13 protein-coding genes and 1 pseudogene are annotated in these 21,394 nt (G+C 42.4%); 4 read left to right on the forward strand and 10 right to left on the reverse strand.

Annotation, left to right across the window (positions count from 1 at the left end; genetic code table 11):
* Window positions 1-76: 76 nt before the first annotated feature.
* The 6 genes from M917_RS09430 to M917_RS09455 all read right to left on the reverse strand — a co-directional run bounded on the left by M917_RS09430 (window position 77) and on the right by M917_RS09455 (window position 10,060).
* Window positions 77-1,264, reverse strand: a complete 1,188-nt coding sequence (locus M917_RS09430; protein WP_021814586.1) for a globin domain-containing protein — start codon at window positions 1,262-1,264, stop codon at window positions 77-79.
* A 56-nt stretch (window positions 1,265-1,320) separates the two neighbouring features.
* Window positions 1,321-2,046 (reverse strand): respiratory nitrate reductase subunit gamma, encoded by a 726-nt coding sequence (gene narI / locus M917_RS09435; RefSeq protein WP_021814587.1) that lies wholly within the window; start codon window positions 2,044-2,046, stop codon window positions 1,321-1,323.
* Window positions 2,047-2,060: 14 nt separating this feature from the next.
* Complete coding sequence (narJ, locus tag M917_RS09440) at window positions 2,061-2,915, reverse strand: nitrate reductase molybdenum cofactor assembly chaperone (RefSeq protein WP_021814588.1); 855 nt, start codon at window positions 2,913-2,915, stop codon at window positions 2,061-2,063.
* Window position 2,916: 1 nt separating this feature from the next.
* Window positions 2,917-4,455, reverse strand: a complete 1,539-nt coding sequence (narH, locus tag M917_RS09445) for a nitrate reductase subunit beta (protein ID WP_021814589.1) — start codon at window positions 4,453-4,455, stop codon at window positions 2,917-2,919.
* Between the two features lie 122 nt (window positions 4,456-4,577).
* Window positions 4,578-8,336, reverse strand: coding sequence for a nitrate reductase subunit alpha (locus tag M917_RS09450; protein ID WP_021814590.1), 3,759 nt, complete (start codon window positions 8,334-8,336; stop codon window positions 4,578-4,580).
* Between the two features lie 344 nt (window positions 8,337-8,680).
* The gene (locus M917_RS09455; RefSeq protein ID WP_021814591.1) at window positions 8,681-10,060 is read right to left on the reverse strand and encodes a NarK family nitrate/nitrite MFS transporter; all 1,380 of its coding nucleotides are present in this window, start codon (window positions 10,058-10,060) and stop codon (window positions 8,681-8,683) included.
* Window positions 10,061-10,502: 442 nt separating this feature from the next.
* Between M917_RS09455 and M917_RS09460 the strand changes: the two genes are divergently transcribed.
* Both M917_RS09460 and narL read left to right on the forward strand, forming a co-directional pair.
* Window positions 10,503-12,458, forward strand: a complete 1,956-nt coding sequence (locus tag M917_RS09460; protein WP_021814593.1) for a histidine kinase — start codon at window positions 10,503-10,505, stop codon at window positions 12,456-12,458.
* A 121-nt stretch (window positions 12,459-12,579) separates the two neighbouring features.
* Complete coding sequence (gene narL, locus M917_RS09465; RefSeq protein ID WP_021814594.1) at window positions 12,580-13,245, forward strand: two-component system response regulator NarL; 666 nt, start codon at window positions 12,580-12,582, stop codon at window positions 13,243-13,245.
* A gap of 130 nt (window positions 13,246-13,375) precedes the next feature.
* Here the strand turns inward: narL and M917_RS09470 are convergent, their stop codons facing one another.
* Window positions 13,376-14,854 (reverse strand): MFS transporter, encoded by a 1,479-nt coding sequence (locus tag M917_RS09470; RefSeq protein ID WP_021814595.1) that lies wholly within the window; start codon window positions 14,852-14,854, stop codon window positions 13,376-13,378.
* A 236-nt stretch (window positions 14,855-15,090) separates the two neighbouring features.
* Between M917_RS09470 and M917_RS09475 the strand changes: the two genes are divergently transcribed.
* Together M917_RS09475 and M917_RS09480 are read left to right on the forward strand one after the other, a co-directional pair.
* Complete coding sequence (locus M917_RS09475) at window positions 15,091-15,474, forward strand: DUF1971 domain-containing protein (RefSeq protein WP_021814596.1); 384 nt, start codon at window positions 15,091-15,093, stop codon at window positions 15,472-15,474.
* 435 nt (window positions 15,475-15,909) lie between these two features.
* Window positions 15,910-17,142, forward strand: a complete 1,233-nt coding sequence (locus tag M917_RS09480) for an NnrS family protein (protein ID WP_021814598.1) — start codon at window positions 15,910-15,912, stop codon at window positions 17,140-17,142.
* Between the two features lie 1,140 nt (window positions 17,143-18,282).
* Here M917_RS09480 and M917_RS09485 read toward each other — a convergent pair.
* From M917_RS09485 to M917_RS09490, 3 genes and pseudogenes are all read right to left on the reverse strand, one after another.
* Window positions 18,283-19,230, reverse strand: a pseudogene (locus M917_RS09485) (Fic family protein); the annotation flags it as partial.
* A 285-nt stretch (window positions 19,231-19,515) separates the two neighbouring features.
* Complete coding sequence (locus tag M917_RS14045; RefSeq protein ID WP_021814602.1) at window positions 19,516-19,683, reverse strand: Exonuclease, RNase T and DNA polymerase III; 168 nt, start codon at window positions 19,681-19,683, stop codon at window positions 19,516-19,518.
* A 175-nt stretch (window positions 19,684-19,858) separates the two neighbouring features.
* Complete coding sequence (locus M917_RS09490; protein ID WP_021814603.1) at window positions 19,859-21,223, reverse strand: MFS transporter; 1,365 nt, start codon at window positions 21,221-21,223, stop codon at window positions 19,859-19,861.
* Between the last annotated feature and the right edge of the window lie 171 nt (window positions 21,224-21,394).

Below are 21,394 nucleotides of genomic sequence, written 5' to 3' on the forward strand. Positions count from 1 at the left end.
TGCTCCGCTAAAAATTCAGGTAATAAACGTTTAAAAGGGCTATTCCTAAACGTCTATTAATATTTTGGTTATCAGATTAAGAGGCTTGCAAACTCATTTTAGGGCCAAATGGTTCATAGTGAACGCTATCAACACCATGCTCTAAAGTCATTAATCCATCAATAATACTTTCCATAAACGGCATAGATCCGCAAACATACACATCGGCAGGCTTTGGCAAGGTAGCCAACCACGTGTTATCTAACAGCTGCCCATCTTCAAAATAAAAGATATGTTTTTTGACATTGGCAGCTGACGCTAACAGCTTATGAGTCTCATCATTGAAGGCATGATGGTCTTTATTTTGGCACGCATACACCCAAATGATAGGGCGCTTTGGATTGGCTGCTACTTGCGCCTCTAACATCGATAATATAGGCGTTACCCCAACCCCCGCACTGATAAGCACTAATGGAATGTCATTTTGTATCATCAGGGCTTTATTCAAAGCAAAATCACCCGCTGGTGCCGATAATGAAACCGTATCGCCAACTTGCAAGTCATCATGCAAATAATTAGAGACCAATCCACGATGCTCGTCACGATTGTCACGTCTTACTGCAAACTGAATACCATTATCGGTACGCGCTGAGTATAAAGAGTAATGACGTAATGCTAAATGCTCGCTATTTTTTGGATTTGTTTTTACAGTGATATATTGACCAGCTGTTAAATTAAGTGTGCTCAAATCAATGTTTTGGCTACTGTCTACTGGCACCACCGTAAAGGCAGCAATGTCGGTAGCGGCGGCTACTTTTTCGATGACTTTAAACGCGGTAAAACCTTGCCACATCTCCTCTTTATACATATCCTTTTCAAGTTGAATAAAAACATTCGCAATCTCATCATAAGCTTCAGTCCACGCATTGATGATGTCATCATTTGCCGCTTCGCCAAGCACTTGTTTTATAGCGCCAATCAGGTGCTTACCAACGATAGGATAATGCTCGGGCAGGATTTGTAGCGCGCGATGTTTATGACTGATGCCAGTCACTTGTGGTAGTAGAACGGCTAAGTGTTCGATATTTTTAGCCGCTGCTAATACCGTCGAGGCCAGTGCGTTTTGTTGACGTCCTAGCTTTTGGTTGGTTTCATTAAAAATATCTAGCAGTTCAGGGTGTTCAATGAACATATTTTTGTAGAATACTTTGGTGATGGCAGTACCATGTTCTTCAAGAACTGGAACGGTTGCTTTTATAATTTCTATTGTTTGAGTAGAAGCCATTAGAAGATCCTTTTGGGTAAGTTTATGAATTAAAAAAATAAGCAGTATTACATTCTTTATTGAGACTGCTTTTGCCTTACAATCTGATAACGGCGACCAAGATACCAAATGGGTGCGCTAATGATGTGTATCAGTCGAGTGAAAGGGAAAATCATTACAAGGGTAATGCCTAGCGCCATGTGTAATTGATAAATCAGGTCAGTCTGTTCGATACGCGCTGCTGCATGCCAAGGTCTTAAGATAGTAATGTCTTGAGCCCAACCTGCTAAGTTCAGCATGGTTAAACCATCTAAATGCTTCACTGAGGTAAAAATAGACAACAGACCTAGATTGAGTTGAATAAATAACAACACCAGTATCAGCTTGTCTGAAAACGATGAGGTATTGGAAATACGATCATCAGTAAAGCGCCGCCACATGAGCATAACCAAACCAAACCAACAAAATACCCCCGCGATACCACCGACGACCACTGCCAAAATCTGCTTATGGCCGGCGCTAATAAATCGATCATAGAGAAAATGCGGTGTCAACATACCGAATAAATGCCCAAGTAATACCACGATAATACCAACATGGAACAAATTGCTGGCAAGACGCATATTTTTGGTTCTTAGCATCTGCGTTGAGCCGGTTTTCCACGAATACTGAGATAAATCAAAACGTACCCAAGTGCCAATGATAGCGATGGTTAATGCCACATACGGATAAACGCCAAAAAGAAAAATTTGTAGCCAATTGAGGTTAGCTAAAGACTGCACACTAGGATCTGCAATGTTCACGTCCTTTCTCCTTATTATGATTTAACCGATTGGTTGGTTTTAAAGTCCACCCAGTGCACAGGGGCGTCGACAGTGTTTTTAGTGAGGGCCGTTCTAACACCCGCTTTTGCCGCCAGACTTTGGGTGCTGGTCTGCGAGGAGCAACGCTCTTCTTGTTGCGCATCCAAAAACGTGACCACTTCTTCTTCCCATTCTTTGTCTAATGCTTCAAAGCTGTCATCAGGCTTCTCTTTGCTGATTTTTTCTTGATACTCTTCGACCATATCAAGAGGCTTACCAGCAATCTGCAATAGCGCATTAAAGCAGCCTTTATACATACTGCCGCGGTGTTCGAGTCTGGCAGCAAGTAATGCAATGATGTGGCTGACATCAGCGATATCCATACGAATCTGAATATCATCGTCGATAACCGTTGCTTGATACGCTAAAAACTCAAGATATAAAGGCAAATAGTCGGGCAGCTCTTTCACGCTAATCTCAAAGCCAGCTTCTTCATACTGACCCATCAAATCAACCATGGCTTGACCGCGATCACGTGACTCGCCATGCACATGTTCAAACAACCAAAGTGATAAAGACCGACCACGCTCAAACAGCCCGTCATAACGTGCTTGCGCCTCAAGCGATCCGGTATCGATTAAGTCTTCAATCAAGTCGATGATTTGTTGACGCACTGCTGGGCTGATAATGGTTGATCTAGCGACAATCTCTGTACAATCCGCAAAGGTATCACCCAAAAACAGCTCATTATCTGGATAGTCAATGAGTAAGCTCAGTACCTTTAGAAGCTTTAAGTCCGATGCGCCAATGAGGGGTGGGGCAATAGGCTCATCTACTGAATAGTTATGACCAAGTTGAGTAGTTTGCATGTTAAGACTCCCACTTTTGTACGGTATCAATGAAATCGCGGCGATTGGTTTTGCGTTGTCCGAACATACTATTATCAGAAGTGCCTGAACAGCCTTCGCCAAAGGTAAAGCCGCAGCCGCCACGCTCAGCAAAAGCATCACTCAAGGCTTCTTCACGATGGGCAGTGGGAATGACAAAGCGGTCTTCGTAGTTGGCGATAGCGAGATAACGATACATCTCTTCAACCTGAAGCTTGGTCAAACCGACGTCATCTAAAATGCTTTGAACTTCTTGCTTTTCCACCAGTTGCATACGCTTGTAGCTACGCATCGCCAGCAGACGTTTTAACGCAAGACGAACGGGCTCTTCATCACCTGCGGTCAAGAGATTGGCTAAATAACGTAGCGGAATACGTAAGCTGTCGACATCTGGAATGAGCCCATCCATACCGACTTTGCCCGCTTCAGCAGCATTTTGAATCGGTGATAATGGTGGTACATACCAAACCATTGGTAGCGTACGGTATTCAGGATGTAACGGTAGCGCAAGCTTCCAATCCACCGCTAGCTTATATACTGGCGAGCGCTGAGCAGAATCAATGACTGACTGCGGTACGCCGTCTTTTAGCGCTTGAGCAATAACGACAGGATCATTAGGATCTAAAAATAAGTCTAATTGCGCGGGATAAATATCTTTTTCATTTGGCGTACTAGCTGCTGCGGCGATTTTGTCAGCGTCATATAGTAATACGCCTAAATAACGGATACGGCCAACACAGGTTTCTGAGCAGACAGTCGGTAAGCCAGCTTCGATACGTGGATAACAGAAGATACATTTTTCAGATTTGCCGGATTTCCAGTTGTAGTAAATCTTTTTATAAGGACAGCCTGAGATACACATGCGCCAGCCACGACATTTTTCTTGGTCAATCAAGACAATGCCATCCTCTTCGCGCTTGTAGATAGCGCCACTAGGACAAGACGCTACGCAAGTTGGGTTCAAGCAATGCTCGCACAGACGCGGCAAATACATCATGAAGGTGTTTTCATACTCTCCGTAGATATCCGCTTGAATGTTGTCAAAGTTTTTATCTTTACGACGCTTTTCAAACTCCGTTCCTAGAATCTCTTCCCAGTTAGGACCCCATTCAATCTTTTGCATTCGCTTGCCAGTGATGGCTGAACGCGGGCGGGCGATAGGCTGATGGGTACTGATAGGCGCGGTATGAAGATGCTGATAATCAAAATCAAACGGTTCGTAATAATCATCGATTTCTGGCAAGTCAGGGTTGGCAAAAATGTTTGCTAATACTCTGAATTTACCACCGATGCGTGGATTTATGGTGCCATTGGCGTTACGTATCCAACCGCCTTTCCATTTGGTTTGGTTTTCCCACTCTTTGGGGTAGCCAATACCGGGCTTTGACTCAACGTTGTTAAACCAGGCATATTCCATACCTTCACGGCTGGTCCAGACGTTTTTACAGGTGACTGAGCAGGTATGACAACCGATACATTTATCAAGGTTAAGCACCATGCCGACTTGCGAACGAATTTTCATGGATCTGTGCTCCAAATATTAGTAGAAAAAGCAGCTCTTTGTTCTTCATCGAGGTCGTTTTAAAAGATATTGTTTAAAAAAATAAATTCTAAAACGACGTATTTTCAGGAGAAGAAAACGCTTTAATCCTCAATGGTGGTTGGTAATGGATGCGGTAATTCGTTATCTGGCTTATCTTCTAGCCAGTCGATTTTTGACATCTTACGAATCACGACAAATTCATCACGGTTACAACCCACAGTGCCATAGTAATTAAAGCCATAAGATTGCTGGGCATAGCTGCCAATCATATGCGTCGGTTTCAAGATAGTCCGGGTCATTGAGTTATGAATACCGCCACGCGTACCGGTTTGCTCAGAGCCTGGAATATTGACCAGTTTTTCTTGAGCGTGATACATCATGGTCATGCCTTCTTTGACTCGCTGGCTGACGATGGCACGAGCGGTGAGCGCGCCATTGGCATTAAATAGCTCAATCCAGTCGTTATCGACGATACCGGCTTTTGCGGCATCAACTTCTGACATCCAAACGCAAGGTCCACCGCGGCTCAACGTCAGCATCAATAAGTTTTCAGAGTAGGTACTGTGAATACCCCATTTTTGATGCGGTGTTAAAAAATTCAGTACAATCTCTTTATTACCGTTCGGCTTGGCATCTTTTACCATCGCAGTAGTCTTGGTATCGATAGGTGGACGATACTGCTGCATCTGCTCACCAAACGCTTGCATCCAAGGATGATCTTGATAAAACTGCTGACGACCAGTCAGCGTACGCCAAGGAATGAGCTCATGGACGTTGGTATAACCGGCGTTATAACTCACTTTATCAGACTCAATCCCTGACCATGTTGGGCTTGAAATAATTTTGCGAGGCTGCGCGACGATGTCTTTAAAACGAATTTTTTCGTGTTCGCTAGATTTGGCAAGATGGGCATGCTCGCGTCCAGTAAATTCAGACAATGCTTCCCACCCTTTTACGGCTACATGACCATTGGTTTCAGGCGCCAGCATCAAAATCATTTCAGACGCATTAATAGCAGTATTTAGACGCGGCCTGCCTTCAGAGATGCCCGGCTCAGTCACACGGTGGTTTAAATCACCCAGTTGTTTGACCTCGGTTTTCATATCCCAGTTCAAGCCTTTTGAGCCGTTGCCTAGTTTTTCTAGAGCAGTACCAAGGGAGGTGAATTTGGCATAAGTGTTCGGGTAGTCGCGCTCAACGGTCAAGATCATCGGGCAGTTTTTGCCGGGTACTGGTTTTTCGCCAGCCGTTTTCCAGTCAGTACCACCGAATGGCTGCGCCAACTCACCTGGGGTGTCATGTTGCATCGGCAAGGTGACGACATCAGTCTCAACACCGAGGTGACCTTTTGAGATATCAGAGAAGCTCTTGGCAATGCCTTTATAGATTTCCCAATCCGTTTTAGATTCCCAAGCAGGGTCGGTCGCGGCAGTAAGTGGATGGATAAAGGGGTGCATGTCTGATGTGTTCATGTCGTCTTTTTCATACCATGTCGCTGTCGGTAGCGCGATATCTGAATACATGCAGGTAGAAGACATACGGAAGTCTAACGTGACAACCAAGTCCAATTTACCAGTAGGGCCTTTTTCTACCCAATCCACTTCTTTCGGTTGCAGGTGACCTGCGGCATTTTCTTCATTGAGCAAGCCATTTTTGGTACCCAAGAAGTACTTGAGCATATATTCATGGCCTTTACCTGATGAGCCCAATAGGTTTGAGCGCCAGATAAACATATTGCGTGGGAAGTTGTCTGGGTTGTCTGGAGATTCACAAGCAAAGCGGATGCTGCCATCTTCAAGAGAATCGACGACATACTCTGCCACGTCTTTACCACTTGCTTTGGCTTTAGCAGCGATAGTTAATGGGTTGCAGTTTAATTGCGGAGCAGAAGGAAGCCAGCCTGCGCGCTCTGCCTGAATGTTGTAGTCCAGCATATGTTCTGGGAAGAATTTCTTATTGACGAGTGGCGAGAGTATTTCATGGGCAGAAATAGTCTCATGACGCCACTGTGAGCTGTGCGCATAGAAAAAGCTAGTACCAGCCATCTGGCGTGGTGGACGCATCCAGTCGAGTGCAAAGGCAAGAGGTAACCAGCCTGTTTGTGGACGCAGTTTTTCTTGACCAACATAATGCGCCCAGCCGCCACCAGATTTACCGATACAGCCACAAAGCATGAGCATGTTGATCACGCCGCGATAGTTCATATCGAGGTGATACCAGTGATTCATACCAGCGCCGATGATAATCATCGATTTACCATGGGTTTTATGGGCGTTTTCTGCAAACTCACGAGCTACTTGGATGACACGTTCACGGCTCAGACCAGTAATCACTTCTTGCCAAGCAGGGGTGCCTGGTACCGTAGCGTCGTTATAGTCATCGGTGACATGCTCGCCGCCAACACCATTATCCACACCAAGGTTGGCAACGGTTAAATCAAATACAGTGGCGACGATAGCAGTGGTACCATCGGCAAGGGTGATGGTTTTACAAGGTACGGTTTTTTGTTGTACGGCTTCGCCTGGTACTGAAGCGAAATGTGGGTGTTCAACATGACCAAAGTAATCAAAGCCAACTATGCAGGTTTCATTGCTGTCTTTTAAAGTCAATGTCAAGTCAATGTCTGCGCCTGTCGTACCATTTTTTTGCTCAAGGTTCCATTTGCCTTTTTCACCCCAGCGATAACCGATAGAACCAAGGGGAGAAACCAGTTCACCATCGCTGTTTAGACCAATCGTTTTCCATTCAGGGTTGTTCTCTTGTCCTAAGTTATCAATTAAGTCAGAAGCACGCAGATAGCGACCAGCATGGCGTGCGCCTTCTTCACCTTCTAGCATAACTAGAACGGGTAAATCGGTGTAGCGTTTGGCATAGTCTAAGAAGTAATCGCTTGGCTGCTTGAGATAAAACTCTTTGATAATGACGTGACAAAAGGCTTGAGCCACGGCGGCATCAGTCCCTTGCTTAGGGTTGAGCCATAAGTCGGTTAGTTTAGATACTTCAGCATAGTCAGGAGTGATAGAGACAGTTTTGGTACCTTTATAACGAACTTCGGTAAAGAAATGCGCATCAGGTGTACGCGTTTGCGGAACGTTTGAACCCCACGCAATAATATAATCAGAGTTGTACCAATCCGCTGATTCTGGTACGTCAGTCTGCTCGCCCCAAACCATGGGCGAGGCGGGTGGCAAGTCACAGTACCAGTCATAAAATGATAAGCAGACACCACCAATAAGAGACAAATAACGACTACCAGCCGCGTAACTGACCATAGACATGGCAGGAATCGGAGAGAAGCCAACAATACGATCAGGACCAAAGGTTTTGGCGGTATAGACGTTACTGGCGGCGATGATTTCATTGACCTCGCTCCATGTCGAGCGGATAAAACCACCCAAACCACGCTTGGACTTATACTGTTCCGCTTTGATAGAGTCTTGGACAATACTGCCCCAAGCATCCACTGGGTCAGGATACTGCGCTTTGGCTTCGCGCCATAATTTGAGTAGCGGCTTACGAACCTTAGGATATTTAACACGGTTGGCAGAGTACATATACCAGCTATAGCTTGCGCCACGAGGGCAGCCACGTGGTTCGTGATTTGGTAGGTCTGGGCGTGTTTCTGGATAGTCGGTTTGCTGAGTTTCCCACGTGACCAAGCCGTTTTTGACGTAGATTTTCCATGAACAAGAGCCGGTACAGTTGACACCATGCGTTGAACGCACGACCTTGTCATATTGCCAACGGCTGCGATAAACATTTTCCCAATCACGCGACTCATCACGGGTCTCGCCGTGTCCATCGGCGAACTCACCCTTTTTACGCTTAAAAAAACGGAACTGGTCGAGTAAATGGCTCATTTCGCTATCCTCTGTATTATTGCCTATGGTGTATCTAAAGCTAAATGGCGCGGTACAAATAACCCTTTGCCCAAGCTGTAAATATTTTTCGATGGTGTTATTTTAATTAAGCCATCATGCTCTTACTATTAGCTAACATGAGCAGAGCACTACCACCTTAGTAGTAGCTGCTAAAACTCAAATCTTCTTAAAAACATTGTTAAGAGCCAATGAGTACTAATAATTAATAAGCAAAAAAGCAGCACCCAATATTTAAAATAATATTTAAGACAAAAAAAGTGCTACTTACATCAGCAAGTAGCACGGTTAAAAGGATGAGTGACGGTTTATTTAAAAGAAGTGTATTAACAAGGAATCTCAGCGTTAGAACGGCTGTAATACCACCAAGTCAACACAATGCAGAGCACATAAAAGATAATCAAAGTGATAAAAGTACCGTCAATACCCAGTCCTGAGCCGAACATTTTTGGTACAAAGAACGCGCCATAAGCGGCGATTGCTGAGGTGAATCCAACCACCGCCGCTGACTCTTTACGTATTTCAATAAATAGCGGCTCTGTCCCTGCTTTTTCAGGCTCAAGGCGTTCGTGAAAGGTTCTAAAAATAACTGGAATCATGGTAAAGGTAGAGCCGTTACCGATACCCGTGGTGATAAATAACACCATAAAGGAGATAAAGTAACCAACGAAACTGCCTTCACTGGTTTCACTTGGCAAGAAGTACATCACAGCCAAGACTGCTAATACCATCACCACATAGTTCCAAAGCGTCACTTTAGCACCGCCAACTTTATCAGAAATCCAGCCTCCTATTGGACGAAATAACGCCCCAACCAGCGGCCCTAAAAAAGCAAATTTGAGGGCATCAATGGCTGGGAATGAGTTTTTAATCAACATTGGAAACGCCGCTGAAAATCCAATAAATGAGCCAAACGTTGCCATGTAAAGAATACACATGATCCAGTTGTGTTTGCGTTTAAAGATAACCGACTGATCTTTAAAAGAAGCTTTAGCAGTGGAGATGTCATTCATCCCAAACCAAGCCAGCACTGAAAATAATAAGATAAATGGTACCCAGATAAAGCCGGCGTTTTGTAGATAAAACAATTTACCAGTATCTGATACCTGTGGATCGCCGCCCAAACTACCAAATGCCGCCACCAGTATGATGACTGGAACGACGAACTGCATCACAGATACACCTAGATTGCCAAGACCTGCATTCAGGCCAAGCGCAGTGCCTTGCTCCGCTTTGGGATAGAAAAAAGAGATGTTAGACATGGATGACGCAAAATTTCCCCCACCAAAGCCGCAAAGTAGCGCAATAATGGCAAATATCATAAACGGCGTATCAGGATTTTGTACAGCAAACCCCATCCATAGTGCTGGGATGAGTAACGATGCCGTAGAAATCGCTGTCCAACGACGTCCACCAAAAATAGGCACCATAAAGGAATAAAAAATCCGCAGTGTTGCCCCCGATAGACCTGGCAACGCTGCCAACCAAAATAGCTGTCCGGCATCAAAGTCAAAGCCGACCTCTGGTAGGCGAACGATGACCGCGCTCCATACCATCCATACTGCAAATGCCAGTAATAATGATGGGATAGATATCCATAAATTTCGGGTAGCGACTTTTTTGCCGCCACCTTCCCAGAACTCTTTTATTTCAGGACGCCAGTCAGTAATGAGCTTACCACCTTTGAAGTTGTAATCATTGCCCATACTATTCCTCACTTAATATCGTTTGTGCTTAGTTATTATTGATATTTTTATATCGTTAAGCAGCTATAAAAATTGCGGTACGCCGTCGCTTTTATTACAAATGATAAAAAAGCGCGCCTACGATTACGAATTAATGCTAACCATCACTTGATGGATGCATAACAAATAGTGATTTACAGTACTTTGTTAACGTCATGAGTAGTATTAATACATAGTGGTATACTGATGACTAAAAGGAGTATATGGCAGGCAGATTTATTAGTGATGGGTTGATGTTTCAATCCCTTTATACTCAAAACCATGGTCTTCAAAGTTTTAAGTGTGAGGTTTTCAAAAACGAGTTTTTGATGGGTGAACGTGATTAATTATGTATAGTCTACGAAGACGATCTTTGTTCCTTCATGCTTTGATTACGATTCTCATAATCTTTGTTTTATGTTTCATGTCAGCGGTTGGTAGTGGGGTACTCGCTTGGATAGCAAAATCAGATGCCGAAGCGATTAATATTGCAGGCTCGATTCGAATGGCGACATATCGTATTAGCCTTCAGATAGCGACTGATTTTGAGGCAGATGATCCTTTTAGCTCAAACCTCAGTATTAAACAGAGTGGTTTAGAGAATCAAAGTGACAAGCAGGCAGGACAACAAGACAGATTAGACTTTTCTGATAAAGACACCGCTGAAAAAGTAGATATTCTTATTGAAGACATGGAAAGCCGGCTTGAAGAGTTACAGGCGTATCAGCTAACGAGTGCCAATAGACATACACTTATTAACCATGAGCTGAGTCAAATCAAATCCCAGTGGTTTCGCGACCTAAAGCCTGCGTTATTAGCACAAGACAAGCAAGGATTTTATGGCGTCTCAGCGCAGTATATCGAAGATGTAAATCGCTTTGTTGGTGACCTACAGTACAGAAATGAGCAGCGGCAGACATGGCAGCAAAATTTGCAAATGCTCTCATTGATACTAACCATCATTATTATGCTCATTGGCATGCGTAGATTACATCAATCGGTACTAATGCCTATTCAGCAACTGATTAAAGCCAATAATCGATTTAAGGAAGGCAAGTGCGACACCAGAGTATTTATTACCGGTTATAGAGAGTTTGAGACGCTTGGCAGCTCTTTTAATGAAATGGCGAGTACGATTGAGACTTCTCAGCGCTCGCTTGAAAATGAAGTGCAGATAAAAACCCAGCATTTGGTAAAAGCCAATCAAGTACTGTCACTGTTTTATGACTTTTCAAAATCTATCACTACCAATCAAGTGAGCTTATATCGGCTCGATGCGTTGATTGCCGATTTCAGCAAAACCTTTCCACATTTAGAATTTACGCTGTGTATACAGAATAAATATATCACCCAAAAAAACGCCATCGTTCTTCATGGCGAAAAAATGAAAGAGCTGTGCAAAAAGCTCAATTGCGATAACTGTGTAACCAAAAATGGCGAGCTCACCAAGTCTTATCCTATTAGCCATCAACAAGAAGAGTTTGGTGAGTTGCGCGTCAGACCGAAGTCAGCCCTAGCGATGAGTAGCTCTTTTATATCCGATAACAAGAGTGACATATCGCCATCACAGCGCATTAAAATGACAGAAGAGGAAAGTGCTTTTCTGTTTTTGAGTACGGAATTAGATGCACAAAACAACGAATTAATCGTTGCATTGACCAATTTAATCAGTGCCGCACTATCGCTGCGCAAGCAAAGACAGCAAGAGCATCAGCTTATTTTGCTCGAAGAGCGCTCGACCATTGCTAGAGAATTGCATGACTCTTTAGCGCAGTCGTTGTCTTATCTAAAAATCCAAGTGAGTGTTTTAGAAAGGCATCTTAAAAATGCTGGCAGCGAGCCAGTACAAGCGCCTATCTATCAAAATATTGAGCAGATAAAAACGGGACTGGGATCAGCTTATCAGCAGTTAAGAGATTTATTGGTCACTTTTCGCCTGACTATTGATACCGACAGTTTTGATGAAGCATTACATGACGCCGCTAGCGAGTTTGCCTTGAAGGGTAACTTTGATATGGCGGTACACAATCACATTATGACGCTCAATCTGAGTGCCACTGAACAGATAGATTTGATTCAAATTGCCAGAGAAGCCCTGTCAAATATCAGCCGCCATGCCCAAGCACAACACGTAGAGATTCATCTCGGTTATGAAGAGGACGATAAGCACATCGCTATGAGCATCATTGATGATGGTATCGGCATGTCAGGTAGTGTCGATCAAACACAGCACCACGGTTTAATGATTATGAATGAGCGCGCTCATAACATCGGTGGCGAGCTAATCGTGACTGAAAATCAGCCGCGAGGCACCATCATCACGGTCAGATTTGAACCCAACTTTTTTGATGAAGATAGCAACAAAGATGCTTATTTGTGAATTCTATACAGCCCCTAACAAAACAATAATTTTGGATGATTGGCTTGTTATTTTTAAGTGTGTTGTGGTCTGATTTTGAATAATGAAATTTTTACACCATTTTTTAATTTGTGAGTATGTTATGAGTACTAAAGTTTATACCAGCACTTCTCCTGCTCGGTTGTTATTGGTGGACGACCATCCTATGCTACGCCGCGGTATATTTGAACTATTAAGTCTTGAGAGCGATGTCAAAGTCGTGGGTGAAGCCAGCAATGGTCAAGAAGCATTGACCTTTTTAGAAAACGATGAAGTGGATTTGGTGATACTTGACCATAAAATGCCAGTACTCACTGGTATCGAAACATTAAGAGAAATCAAAGCAAGAAATATCAATATCAAGATCGTCTTGTTCACGGTTTCTGACAGCGGTGAAGATGTACAAGAGGCCTTAAAGTTGGGCGTCGATGGCTACTTATTAAAAGACATGGAACCTGAGTTAATTATCGTTGATATTCGAAAAGTGTTGCGAGGAGAGCTGGTCATCAGTCCCAATCTTGCATCGATATTGGCACAAACGTTGCGTACACCCAGTATTGAGGACATTGCAGGCAATCTAACGAGTAGAGAACTACAGGTGATTCAAATGATTGCTGAAGGACTCAGTAACAAAATGATTGCCAATAAATTGAATATCGCAGAATCCACCGTCAAGGTTCATGTTAAGCACATTCTCAATAAAACAGGGCTGCGCACACGGGTAGAAGCGGCGGTATGGACAGTGAATCATTTGTCTAAGCAATCATAGATGACCACACAGCAGTTATGAAAGATTGGTCTTTTAGGTAATGTCCGTACTTGCAACGATACACCTCTATCTATGCCAAAAAACCACCTAGCTTGCTAGTGAGGTGGTTTCCTTATACAGGTTAATCAGATTAGCCTTCTTCGGCAGCCATCTGCCGATCTACCGATGACATTTTGTATTCATCATCAAAAGCACCTTCAGGTTCTTTTAACCAGAAAAAACAAAGTATCCAAGCAATAAACGCTCCTATAGCAATAATAAAAAAGAACTGATTTGGTTCAACCAAGGTAAAGACAAATAAGTAAAATACCGCCCCAACGTTACCATACGCCCCTGCCATACCAGATATTTGACCCGTTAGGCGTCGTTTAATCGACGGAATAATACCGAAAGTGGCGCCTTCTGCGCCTTGCACAAACACTGAACATAGAATGGTGAAGACCACAGCAATAAATAATGGCCACTCCGCATTCAGTAACCCCATCAGACCAAAGCCGATACCAATGCCGAACATATATATCAACATTACCAAACGACGGTTACCGACGCGATCGGAGATATAGCCCCCTAACGGTCGTGCCCATAAATTCACAAAAGCAAAAGTCGACGCCACTAGACCTGCTACGGTAGGGTCAAGCTTCCACGTTGCTGCAAAAAACATCGGTAACATGGAAACCACGGCTAGCTCTGCCCCAAAATTGGCGAAATAAGTGACATTGAGGGCAGCCACAGAGGTAAAGGGGTATTTGTCGTCTTCAGGAATACCCGCTTTGAGCATGGGCACGTTGACGCTAATGGCCTTATAAATTTGGTAGATAACCACAACAGCGATCAGAATATAAAAAGCCCACGCACCTGTCTCACTCAGAAATCCCATGTTTTGAGTGCGGTAAACCAATACGCCTAATACGCCATATAAAGGAATGATAAACAGACAATATAGTAAAAGATCTCGCCAACTTGACACCTCTAAGGCGCCTGCTTTACGGGCTTTTTTATGAGTATCTTCTGTAGGGCCATCGGTTATCAAAAACCAGTAGGCAACGCCATATGCTGCCATGAGCAAGCCAGATAATGCAATGGCCCAACGCCATCCATCCTCACCACCAAAAAACTGTAGCGCAACGGTGGGGATGGTAATCGCGGCGGCGGCGGAGCCAAAGTTGCCCCAGCCAGCATAAAACCCTTCGGCAAAGCCGATGTCTTTGGGCTTAAACCACAATGCGGTCATATGTATACCGACCACAAAACCTGCGCCAACGATAGACATAAACAACCGCGCGACGAATAGCTGCATGGCGGAGTTACCGAAAGCGAAAAACCACGTCGGTATCGCCATCACCACCATGAGTATAGAGAATACACGCCGAGGACCAAAACGATCCAATGCCATTCCTACCACCACACGACCAGGAATCGTTAAAGCGACATTGGCAATTAAAAATAACTTAATATGATCAGAGGTTAAGTAGCTTTCAGTCTGTAGCATCGACGTTGCGAGCGGCGCCATATTGAACCAGACATAAAAGGTAAGAAAAAAAGCAATCCACGTGTAGTGAAGTGCTCTTATATCACGACGTTCAACCTCAAGTAGCTCTTTTGCATGCATGACAAGTGTCCTCCACCATAAAACTTGCTGGTTTAAAGGGAGACAATGTAGCAACAAGTAGGAGACGCTACTATTAGGCGAAAGCAGTATAGATCCTGTTTTACATACTACTTAATGAGGATTAAAAAGTAGACTCAATTTGATATATTGATTGATACTTAGAGTCGCAGGAGAGTCGCAAGACACTCTTAAGTCGAAGACTAAAATGAACGAATCTAATTAGCTAAGGAACTATCATGAGTCAATCAATAATCCCAAGTCACTGGAAAATAAAACGTTCTACTCACTTTTTTACCAAGGACAAAGTTCCCAAAGCATTATTGACCCATCACAACACGGCAGAAGGCGTATTTGGTCAGATTTGTGTCATGCAAGGCACGGTCACCTTTTATGGTTTTGCTAACGAGGCGACTACTGAGCCAGAACAAACCATTGTAATCAAAGCAGGGCAATTTGCTGTCAGTCCGCCCCAATATTGGCACCGCGTAGAATTAAGTGATGATGCCCAGTTCAATATCAACTTTTGGACAGAAGGGGATGCGGGTAATAAGTCTATGTTTAATAGTTCTACTATTCATAGCAAACCTATTGCAAAACTGTTTGATAAACCAATCGAGTAGTCGTTATTTAATTTAAGCGTACATATAGTACGAATGGTTGTGTACTGACCTTTGAAGTTAACCCTGTTAGGTCTAACTTCTTAACTCGAATAAAACAGTCTCCAATAGACCTCTTGCAAAAGTCATAGGCCAAGCTCGAAATTAACAACACCAGCGAATAGCTTTATTCTAAGATCATAGCGCTGACGACGATTGCGATATTTATTGGCGACGATTTTGAACAACTTGATTAAGCCTATTTTGTGTTCAACCATAATGTGAAACTTAGCCAAATCAGACTATTATTCAGGTCTTTGAGGTTGTAGTCAGTAAGTAGTTGGCCTTATATACTCACTGATAATGTTAGGTAGCTCTTTAAGTTCATAGTAAGCGCTATCTCTGAAATAAAAATAGTTAACAGATATCTATAATTTACCCTGTCATAAGGCGCTTGCTATGCTCCAAATTCAATTACCTGCAGACCGACCATCCTCACCTCATGCTATTTTGAATCTTGCTTTTCGTATATTTTTTAGTGCAGCTGGCGTCTTTGCAGTACTAACAATGCTGCTATGGGTATTCGTGTTTACAGGTAAGACTAATATCGACGTTAACGCTATCAATCCGCTGTATTGGCACGGTCATGAGATGCTGTATGGCTATACGATAGCAGTCATTGCTGGATTTTTATTGACTGCGGTCAAGACTTGGACAGGAATGATGATGCCGTATGGCTATCGGCTACTGGGTATATTTCTATGTTGGGGATTTGCTCGCATAGGCTGGGCGCTAGTTGGAATGGGTGTGGGTAGCTCAAATCTTTGGCTAGCGTTGGCAGCAGTAGGGGACTTAGCTTTTATGGTATCGATGACTTGGGTCATAACTAAAGCCGTGTTGGCTGTCAAACAATACAAGCAAATGGGCATTATTTCTAAGTTAGGACTGTTAACTGTAGGCAATGGCCTATGCTACTGGGGAATTTATAGCGGGGACATGAACTATGTACGTGTCGGTATTTATTTAGGGCTTTATCTCATCATAGCGCTTGTGCTTACTATTGGTCGTCGTGTAGTGCCGTTCTTTATTGAGCGTGGCATCAGCTCTGCTAATGCAGAACCCATAAAAGTTAAAAACAGCAAAACTCTTGATATCTTAAGTTTAGTTACTTTTCTAATCTTTATGATTAGCGATATTTTTTATCCTGATAAATACTTGTTGAGCATCAGCGCGCTTGGTGTAGCTTTAGTGAATGGCGTTCGTTTATTAGGCTGGTATCATCATGGTATTTGGAAAAAACCACTATTATGGTCACTATATTTAGCATTTTTGGGAATGTGTAGCAGTTTTATCCTGTTTGCCTTACAGCCTTGGTTTGGGTTCAGTCATAGTATTGCTGTACATGCTCTAGCATTATCAGGCATCGGCATGATGACTTTATCTATGATGGATCGCGTCTCTTTAGGTCATACTGGTCGTAATATTCATCAGCCATCAAAGGCAGTACCAGTGATGTTCATCTTGATGATTGGGGTGTTCGTCTTCCGAGTGATTATGCCACTTATCACTATGGACTATTATTTAATTTGGCTAATGATAGCGCAAACCTCATGGATATTATGCTTTGCCTTATTCTGTACGACTTACATTCCTATATTGTCAAAGCCAAGACCTGACAAACTATTCGGCTAAGTTAATACTAGGGTTTGTTTGATATTCAACCATGGCACTGACAGAGGCTGTTTTTAACAATGAAGTGGCAAAAAAGAGTCCTGTCTTTTCAGGCTGATGCTAAAACCGCCCCATACTGTGTTGCAAGCCTCGCTAAGTTATTAACATTATCGTCGACTTGTGCCTTGTCTGAAACAGTTTTAGCGATCAGCAGTGTTTATTCGTGAATATTTAAACCCCAACTTTGAAACGCTCACCTATATAAAATTTCGTGATTGGAAAAGCCTTTCAGGATATGAATAAAGCTTGAAAGGCTTTTTTGTGTTTTAAGAGCGAACCTCATAGAGTTACTAACAAGTAATCAAGAAAGAAAAAAATAGGCATGTATATAAGGGCTTGTGAGGAATTGAGGTAATGCGAGGTGATGTCTAAATACAATGATTGGTGCGCCCACCACGCTTCAATCTTTAAGCTAAAAACCTTTGTTAACAAGGGTTGTGGTTATTAATATTATTGTATGCACAGCAGTATGTACAACATTTTACTATCGCTAATCTGTTATTTTGCTGCTTATATGAAACAGACTTGATTACAAGTATTATGCTTATCTATGGTGCTTGCTATTCTAATGCATGGGATTAATTCGCTAATCACTACGCGCGCGCAATTATCAGCAATTTATACGTGCGTTTTTCGTGCATAAACGTGCGTTTCTAAATAGTATGAGCACAAAAAAAGAAGCCTTGGCAGCTCTAGGGGATGCTTTCTCAAACGAATCGTTTGATCGGCTCTCCGGATCTAGCCATTACCAAGACTTCTTATCTGAATCTTATCAAGCTAATAATAGTGAAGTCAATGAGCTTTTAGGTTTGTTATCAATTTGAGTTTTACCTAATTTGATAAATAGGTTGGCACAACTCACAGACATAAAAATGTCTGAGCAACCAATCCTTGATAACTATTCAAGGGGTGACTCAGATAACTTAAATATATCAATGGATAATGGTAATGTCAATCAAACTAAAAATCCAGTTAAATGCGTATTAGCCAATATCGCACACTTTACACGCATATTCACAGCAAGCTGCGCGCTTAATCATTTGAATTGAAAGTATAAGCTTTGTATTGCGCTTAGAAGCACCTATATATTCAAAAGCTCTCTTAAATCGCTAAAAGCAGTTTTCCATCTTGTTCAAATAGAAAGCCTGCATCTATCAAGGACTCTATATCTCTATAAAAGGTTCTTTCCGTGCGATTACTATATAGAGCTTTGATTTGCGGATTACGCAATAATGCAGCAGGGGTATAAGTATCACTAAAGCCCATCATGACCATAATGGCATTAAACTGTCTTTCAGAAATCGCTTTGTTAAACCTAGCATTATTCAAACTACCTTGATACAGCAAAAAACCAATCAGTTGATTGGACTGGTCATGTAAGTCATTAATCGTTTGCAGCATGCCATCCATCGCAAAATCAATAAATAGCGTATTTGGCAGATCCTTTTTGTTTTTAGCTTGTTTACGACAATGATTAAATAAAGCAAAGTATTCATGAATATTTTTTTGATAATACTGCCATATAGCTGATGATGACAGTCTATATCCTGATTGCTCATATATTAACATCTCAATCAACCGACCCGTTCTACCATTGCCGTCCCAAAAAGGGTGAATAAGCTCAAAATAGTAATGAGCCAAACTAGCCCTAATAATCACATGCTGATTAATAATAGTAGGGCTATTTAGCCATTCAATCCATGCTTGTAATAGGTATTCAATATCTTCAAGGCATTTTGGGGGCTGATAACGCCCTCCATGCTCTGCATTACCGACATAGGTCTTTTGCCATTTTTCGTTGTCTCTAAATTGTCCGACTGGGTTATGCCCCTCATCTAAGCCTTGCGATACTAAAGCATGTAGATGTGTAACATCTGCTAATAAGAATGGTTTGCCTTGTGTAGGCTCAAATTGTGGATTGCGCTGCTTATTCACCCATAGCAAAGCATCTTTGAGATTAAACAATCTTTTTTCGGCGCTTTTCTGAATATCTTTTGGGACAGTATGTAAGATATTACCTGTTTCTTCTTCGCTGAACTCTCCACCTTCAAACCCCGATATTAATAACGTCACCTAAGAAAAGCAAATTTCATACCCCAGCCCTCTATACTATATGAATAATAGCATATAGAGCTTTTCCGATTTGTCAGAGTAAAATTGTTCTATGGCATATGCAGATATTGATGATATTTTAAATACCATAATATTGAGGGGTTTACTACCTAATAAGTTATATTTTCAATAAGAACTTGATCTACTTTAGCGTTAACTATTTCTAGTATCGATCTAAATTTTCAGCATAGCTCGACTATAAAACTGACTACATCAGTGTATTTATACGGAATCTAATGCTTGCTGGCAAGCTTCAGCTAAATAAGGATCAACCGTATCCTGTTTTAGTAGCCACTTAAGATATCCAGCCCCATCAGAATGGGTAGTCAAATCTGCAATAGCCTCACCTTTATGTTTACCAAAGCTTAAATGCGTCGGTACACGCGCCATTTCGCTAAACTTATATAGGCTCTTCACATCACTTATCTCATGACTGTAGTGGTCAACAGACCCTACTCATAAATATGTAAGAGATATTGAAAAAGCGTACCCACATTGTGAATACGCTAAAAACTAATAAGTCTAAAATAAGAATATATGAATGAAAATAACGTCCAAATCAGATCTAGGTCGCTATAGATGTGTCTAAATCAACAGGTTTTTCTTGAGTTGTTTTACTGTCCACTGCTGCATTCAAGTTTACAAAGAAAATAGCAATGGCTGCAATTATTCCTGGTATGGCGATAAACAAAAAGTTCATCTGGTGACTTAGCTCAAGTGTAAGTAGTGCCCCAGTCAAGATAGGACCTACGATAGCACCAATGCGGCCGATACCTGATGCCCAGCCCATAGCTGTCGTACGTACAGCAGTCGGATAATACTGAGCCACAAAAGTATAGAGCAGTATCTGTGAGCCAATAGTCGTAGCGCCTGCAATCGCGATTAGGGTATATAGCACTGCTTGAGGACTATTATAGCCAAGTAATATTAACGCGGCTGCACCGGCGACAAACATAATAGTTAATACCGGCTTTAGATGGAATCTATCAGCCAGGACACCACCACCAATAGCGCCGACCATACCACCAATATTGAGCGCAAATAAGAACAGCATACTAGCGCCTAGCGAGTAACCTGCTTGAATCATAAGCTTTGGTAACCAGCTGGCGAGAGCATATACCATCAACAAGCACATGAAAAAGGCTACCCAAAACATGATGGTGGTAAAGCCTCGATTTTTTAGAAATAACGCTTTAATAGGCGCACCATCACCTTTGGTTGGCTCGTCTAATAATAAAGTGGTAGAGGTAGTAATGGTTTCTTGTGGCGCCAATTTTTGCACGATAGCTTTGGCTTCTGTATCTCGCTTTTCTTTTACAAGATACATCAAAGATTCAGGCAGCATTTTCCAAATGATCGGCAATAGCAGTAGTGGGATTCCTGCAATATAAAACATAATCTCCCACCCAAAATCCACCACCAAAAACGACCCTAATAAAGCAGACGCCATGCCGCCGATAGCATAGCCACTGAACATAACAGCCACTAACGTACTGCGAATACGTTTTGGCGCGTATTCGGAAGTTAGAGCCACACAAATTGGCATCACACCACCAATACCTAAACCAGCAATAAAGCGCAAACCAGCAAATTGCATTGGACCGCTAGCAAAGGCACCTAAGAAAGTAAAGCCGCTGAATAAGCCAACGCAAATCATGATGGTTTTCTTACGACCAATTTTGTCAGACAACGTACCAAAAAACATGGCACCAAACATCATGCCAAATAGGGCGGCGCTGGCAAGGAAACCTGCTTGTACAGCGGTCAGTGACCATTCTTCCATCAGTAGCGGTAATGCCACACCATAAATAATGAGATCGTAGCCATCAAAGATAATGATTAACAAACACCAAAACAGTACTTTCCAATGAAAGGGTGCAAATTTGGCGTTATCAATAACTTTATTGATGTTTAAAGTGGGTGATTCCATTCGACTTTCTCCATGAATAATATCCTTATAAGTACTCATTAAGTTAGGGTTTTCTAAGGGTCAAGTCAAAAACCCTCTAAGTATAAATTTATACCTAAAAGGTATGGATATCGTTTTGGTGGTATAGAAGATATATTATTCTGTCCAAAATAGGGGATTAGCGTTGAAGTA

Source organism: Psychrobacter aquaticus CMS 56 (assembly GCF_000471625.1).
Lineage (GTDB): Bacteria > Pseudomonadota > Gammaproteobacteria > Pseudomonadales > Moraxellaceae > Psychrobacter > Psychrobacter aquaticus.

Coding starts and splice junctions, on each gene's coding strand:
- M917_RS09430 (WP_021814586.1), bottom strand. CDS start 1,264: ATGGCTTCTACTCAAACAATAGAAATTATAAAAGCAACCGTTCCAGTT.
- M917_RS09455 (WP_021814591.1), bottom strand. CDS start 10,060: ATGGGCAATGATTACAACTTCAAAGGTGGTAAGCTCATTACTGACTGG.
- M917_RS09470 (WP_021814595.1), bottom strand. CDS start 14,854: ATGCATGCAAAAGAGCTACTTGAGGTTGAACGTCGTGATATAAGAGCA.
- M917_RS09460 (WP_021814593.1), top strand. CDS start 10,503: ATGTCAGCGGTTGGTAGTGGGGTACTCGCTTGGATAGCAAAATCAGAT.
- M917_RS14045 (WP_021814602.1), bottom strand. CDS start 19,683: ATGGCGCGTGTACCGACGCATTTAAGCTTTGGTAAACATAAAGGTGAG.
- narJ (WP_021814588.1), bottom strand. CDS start 2,915: ATGCAAACTACTCAACTTGGTCATAACTATTCAGTAGATGAGCCTATT.
- narL (WP_021814594.1), top strand. CDS start 12,580: ATGAGTACTAAAGTTTATACCAGCACTTCTCCTGCTCGGTTGTTATTG.
- M917_RS09475 (WP_021814596.1), top strand. CDS start 15,091: ATGAGTCAATCAATAATCCCAAGTCACTGGAAAATAAAACGTTCTACT.
- narH (WP_021814589.1), bottom strand. CDS start 4,455: ATGAAAATTCGTTCGCAAGTCGGCATGGTGCTTAACCTTGATAAATGT.
- M917_RS09450 (WP_021814590.1), bottom strand. CDS start 8,336: ATGAGCCATTTACTCGACCAGTTCCGTTTTTTTAAGCGTAAAAAGGGT.
- M917_RS09490 (WP_021814603.1), bottom strand. CDS start 21,223: ATGGAATCACCCACTTTAAACATCAATAAAGTTATTGATAACGCCAAA.
- M917_RS09480 (WP_021814598.1), top strand. CDS start 15,910: ATGCTCCAAATTCAATTACCTGCAGACCGACCATCCTCACCTCATGCT.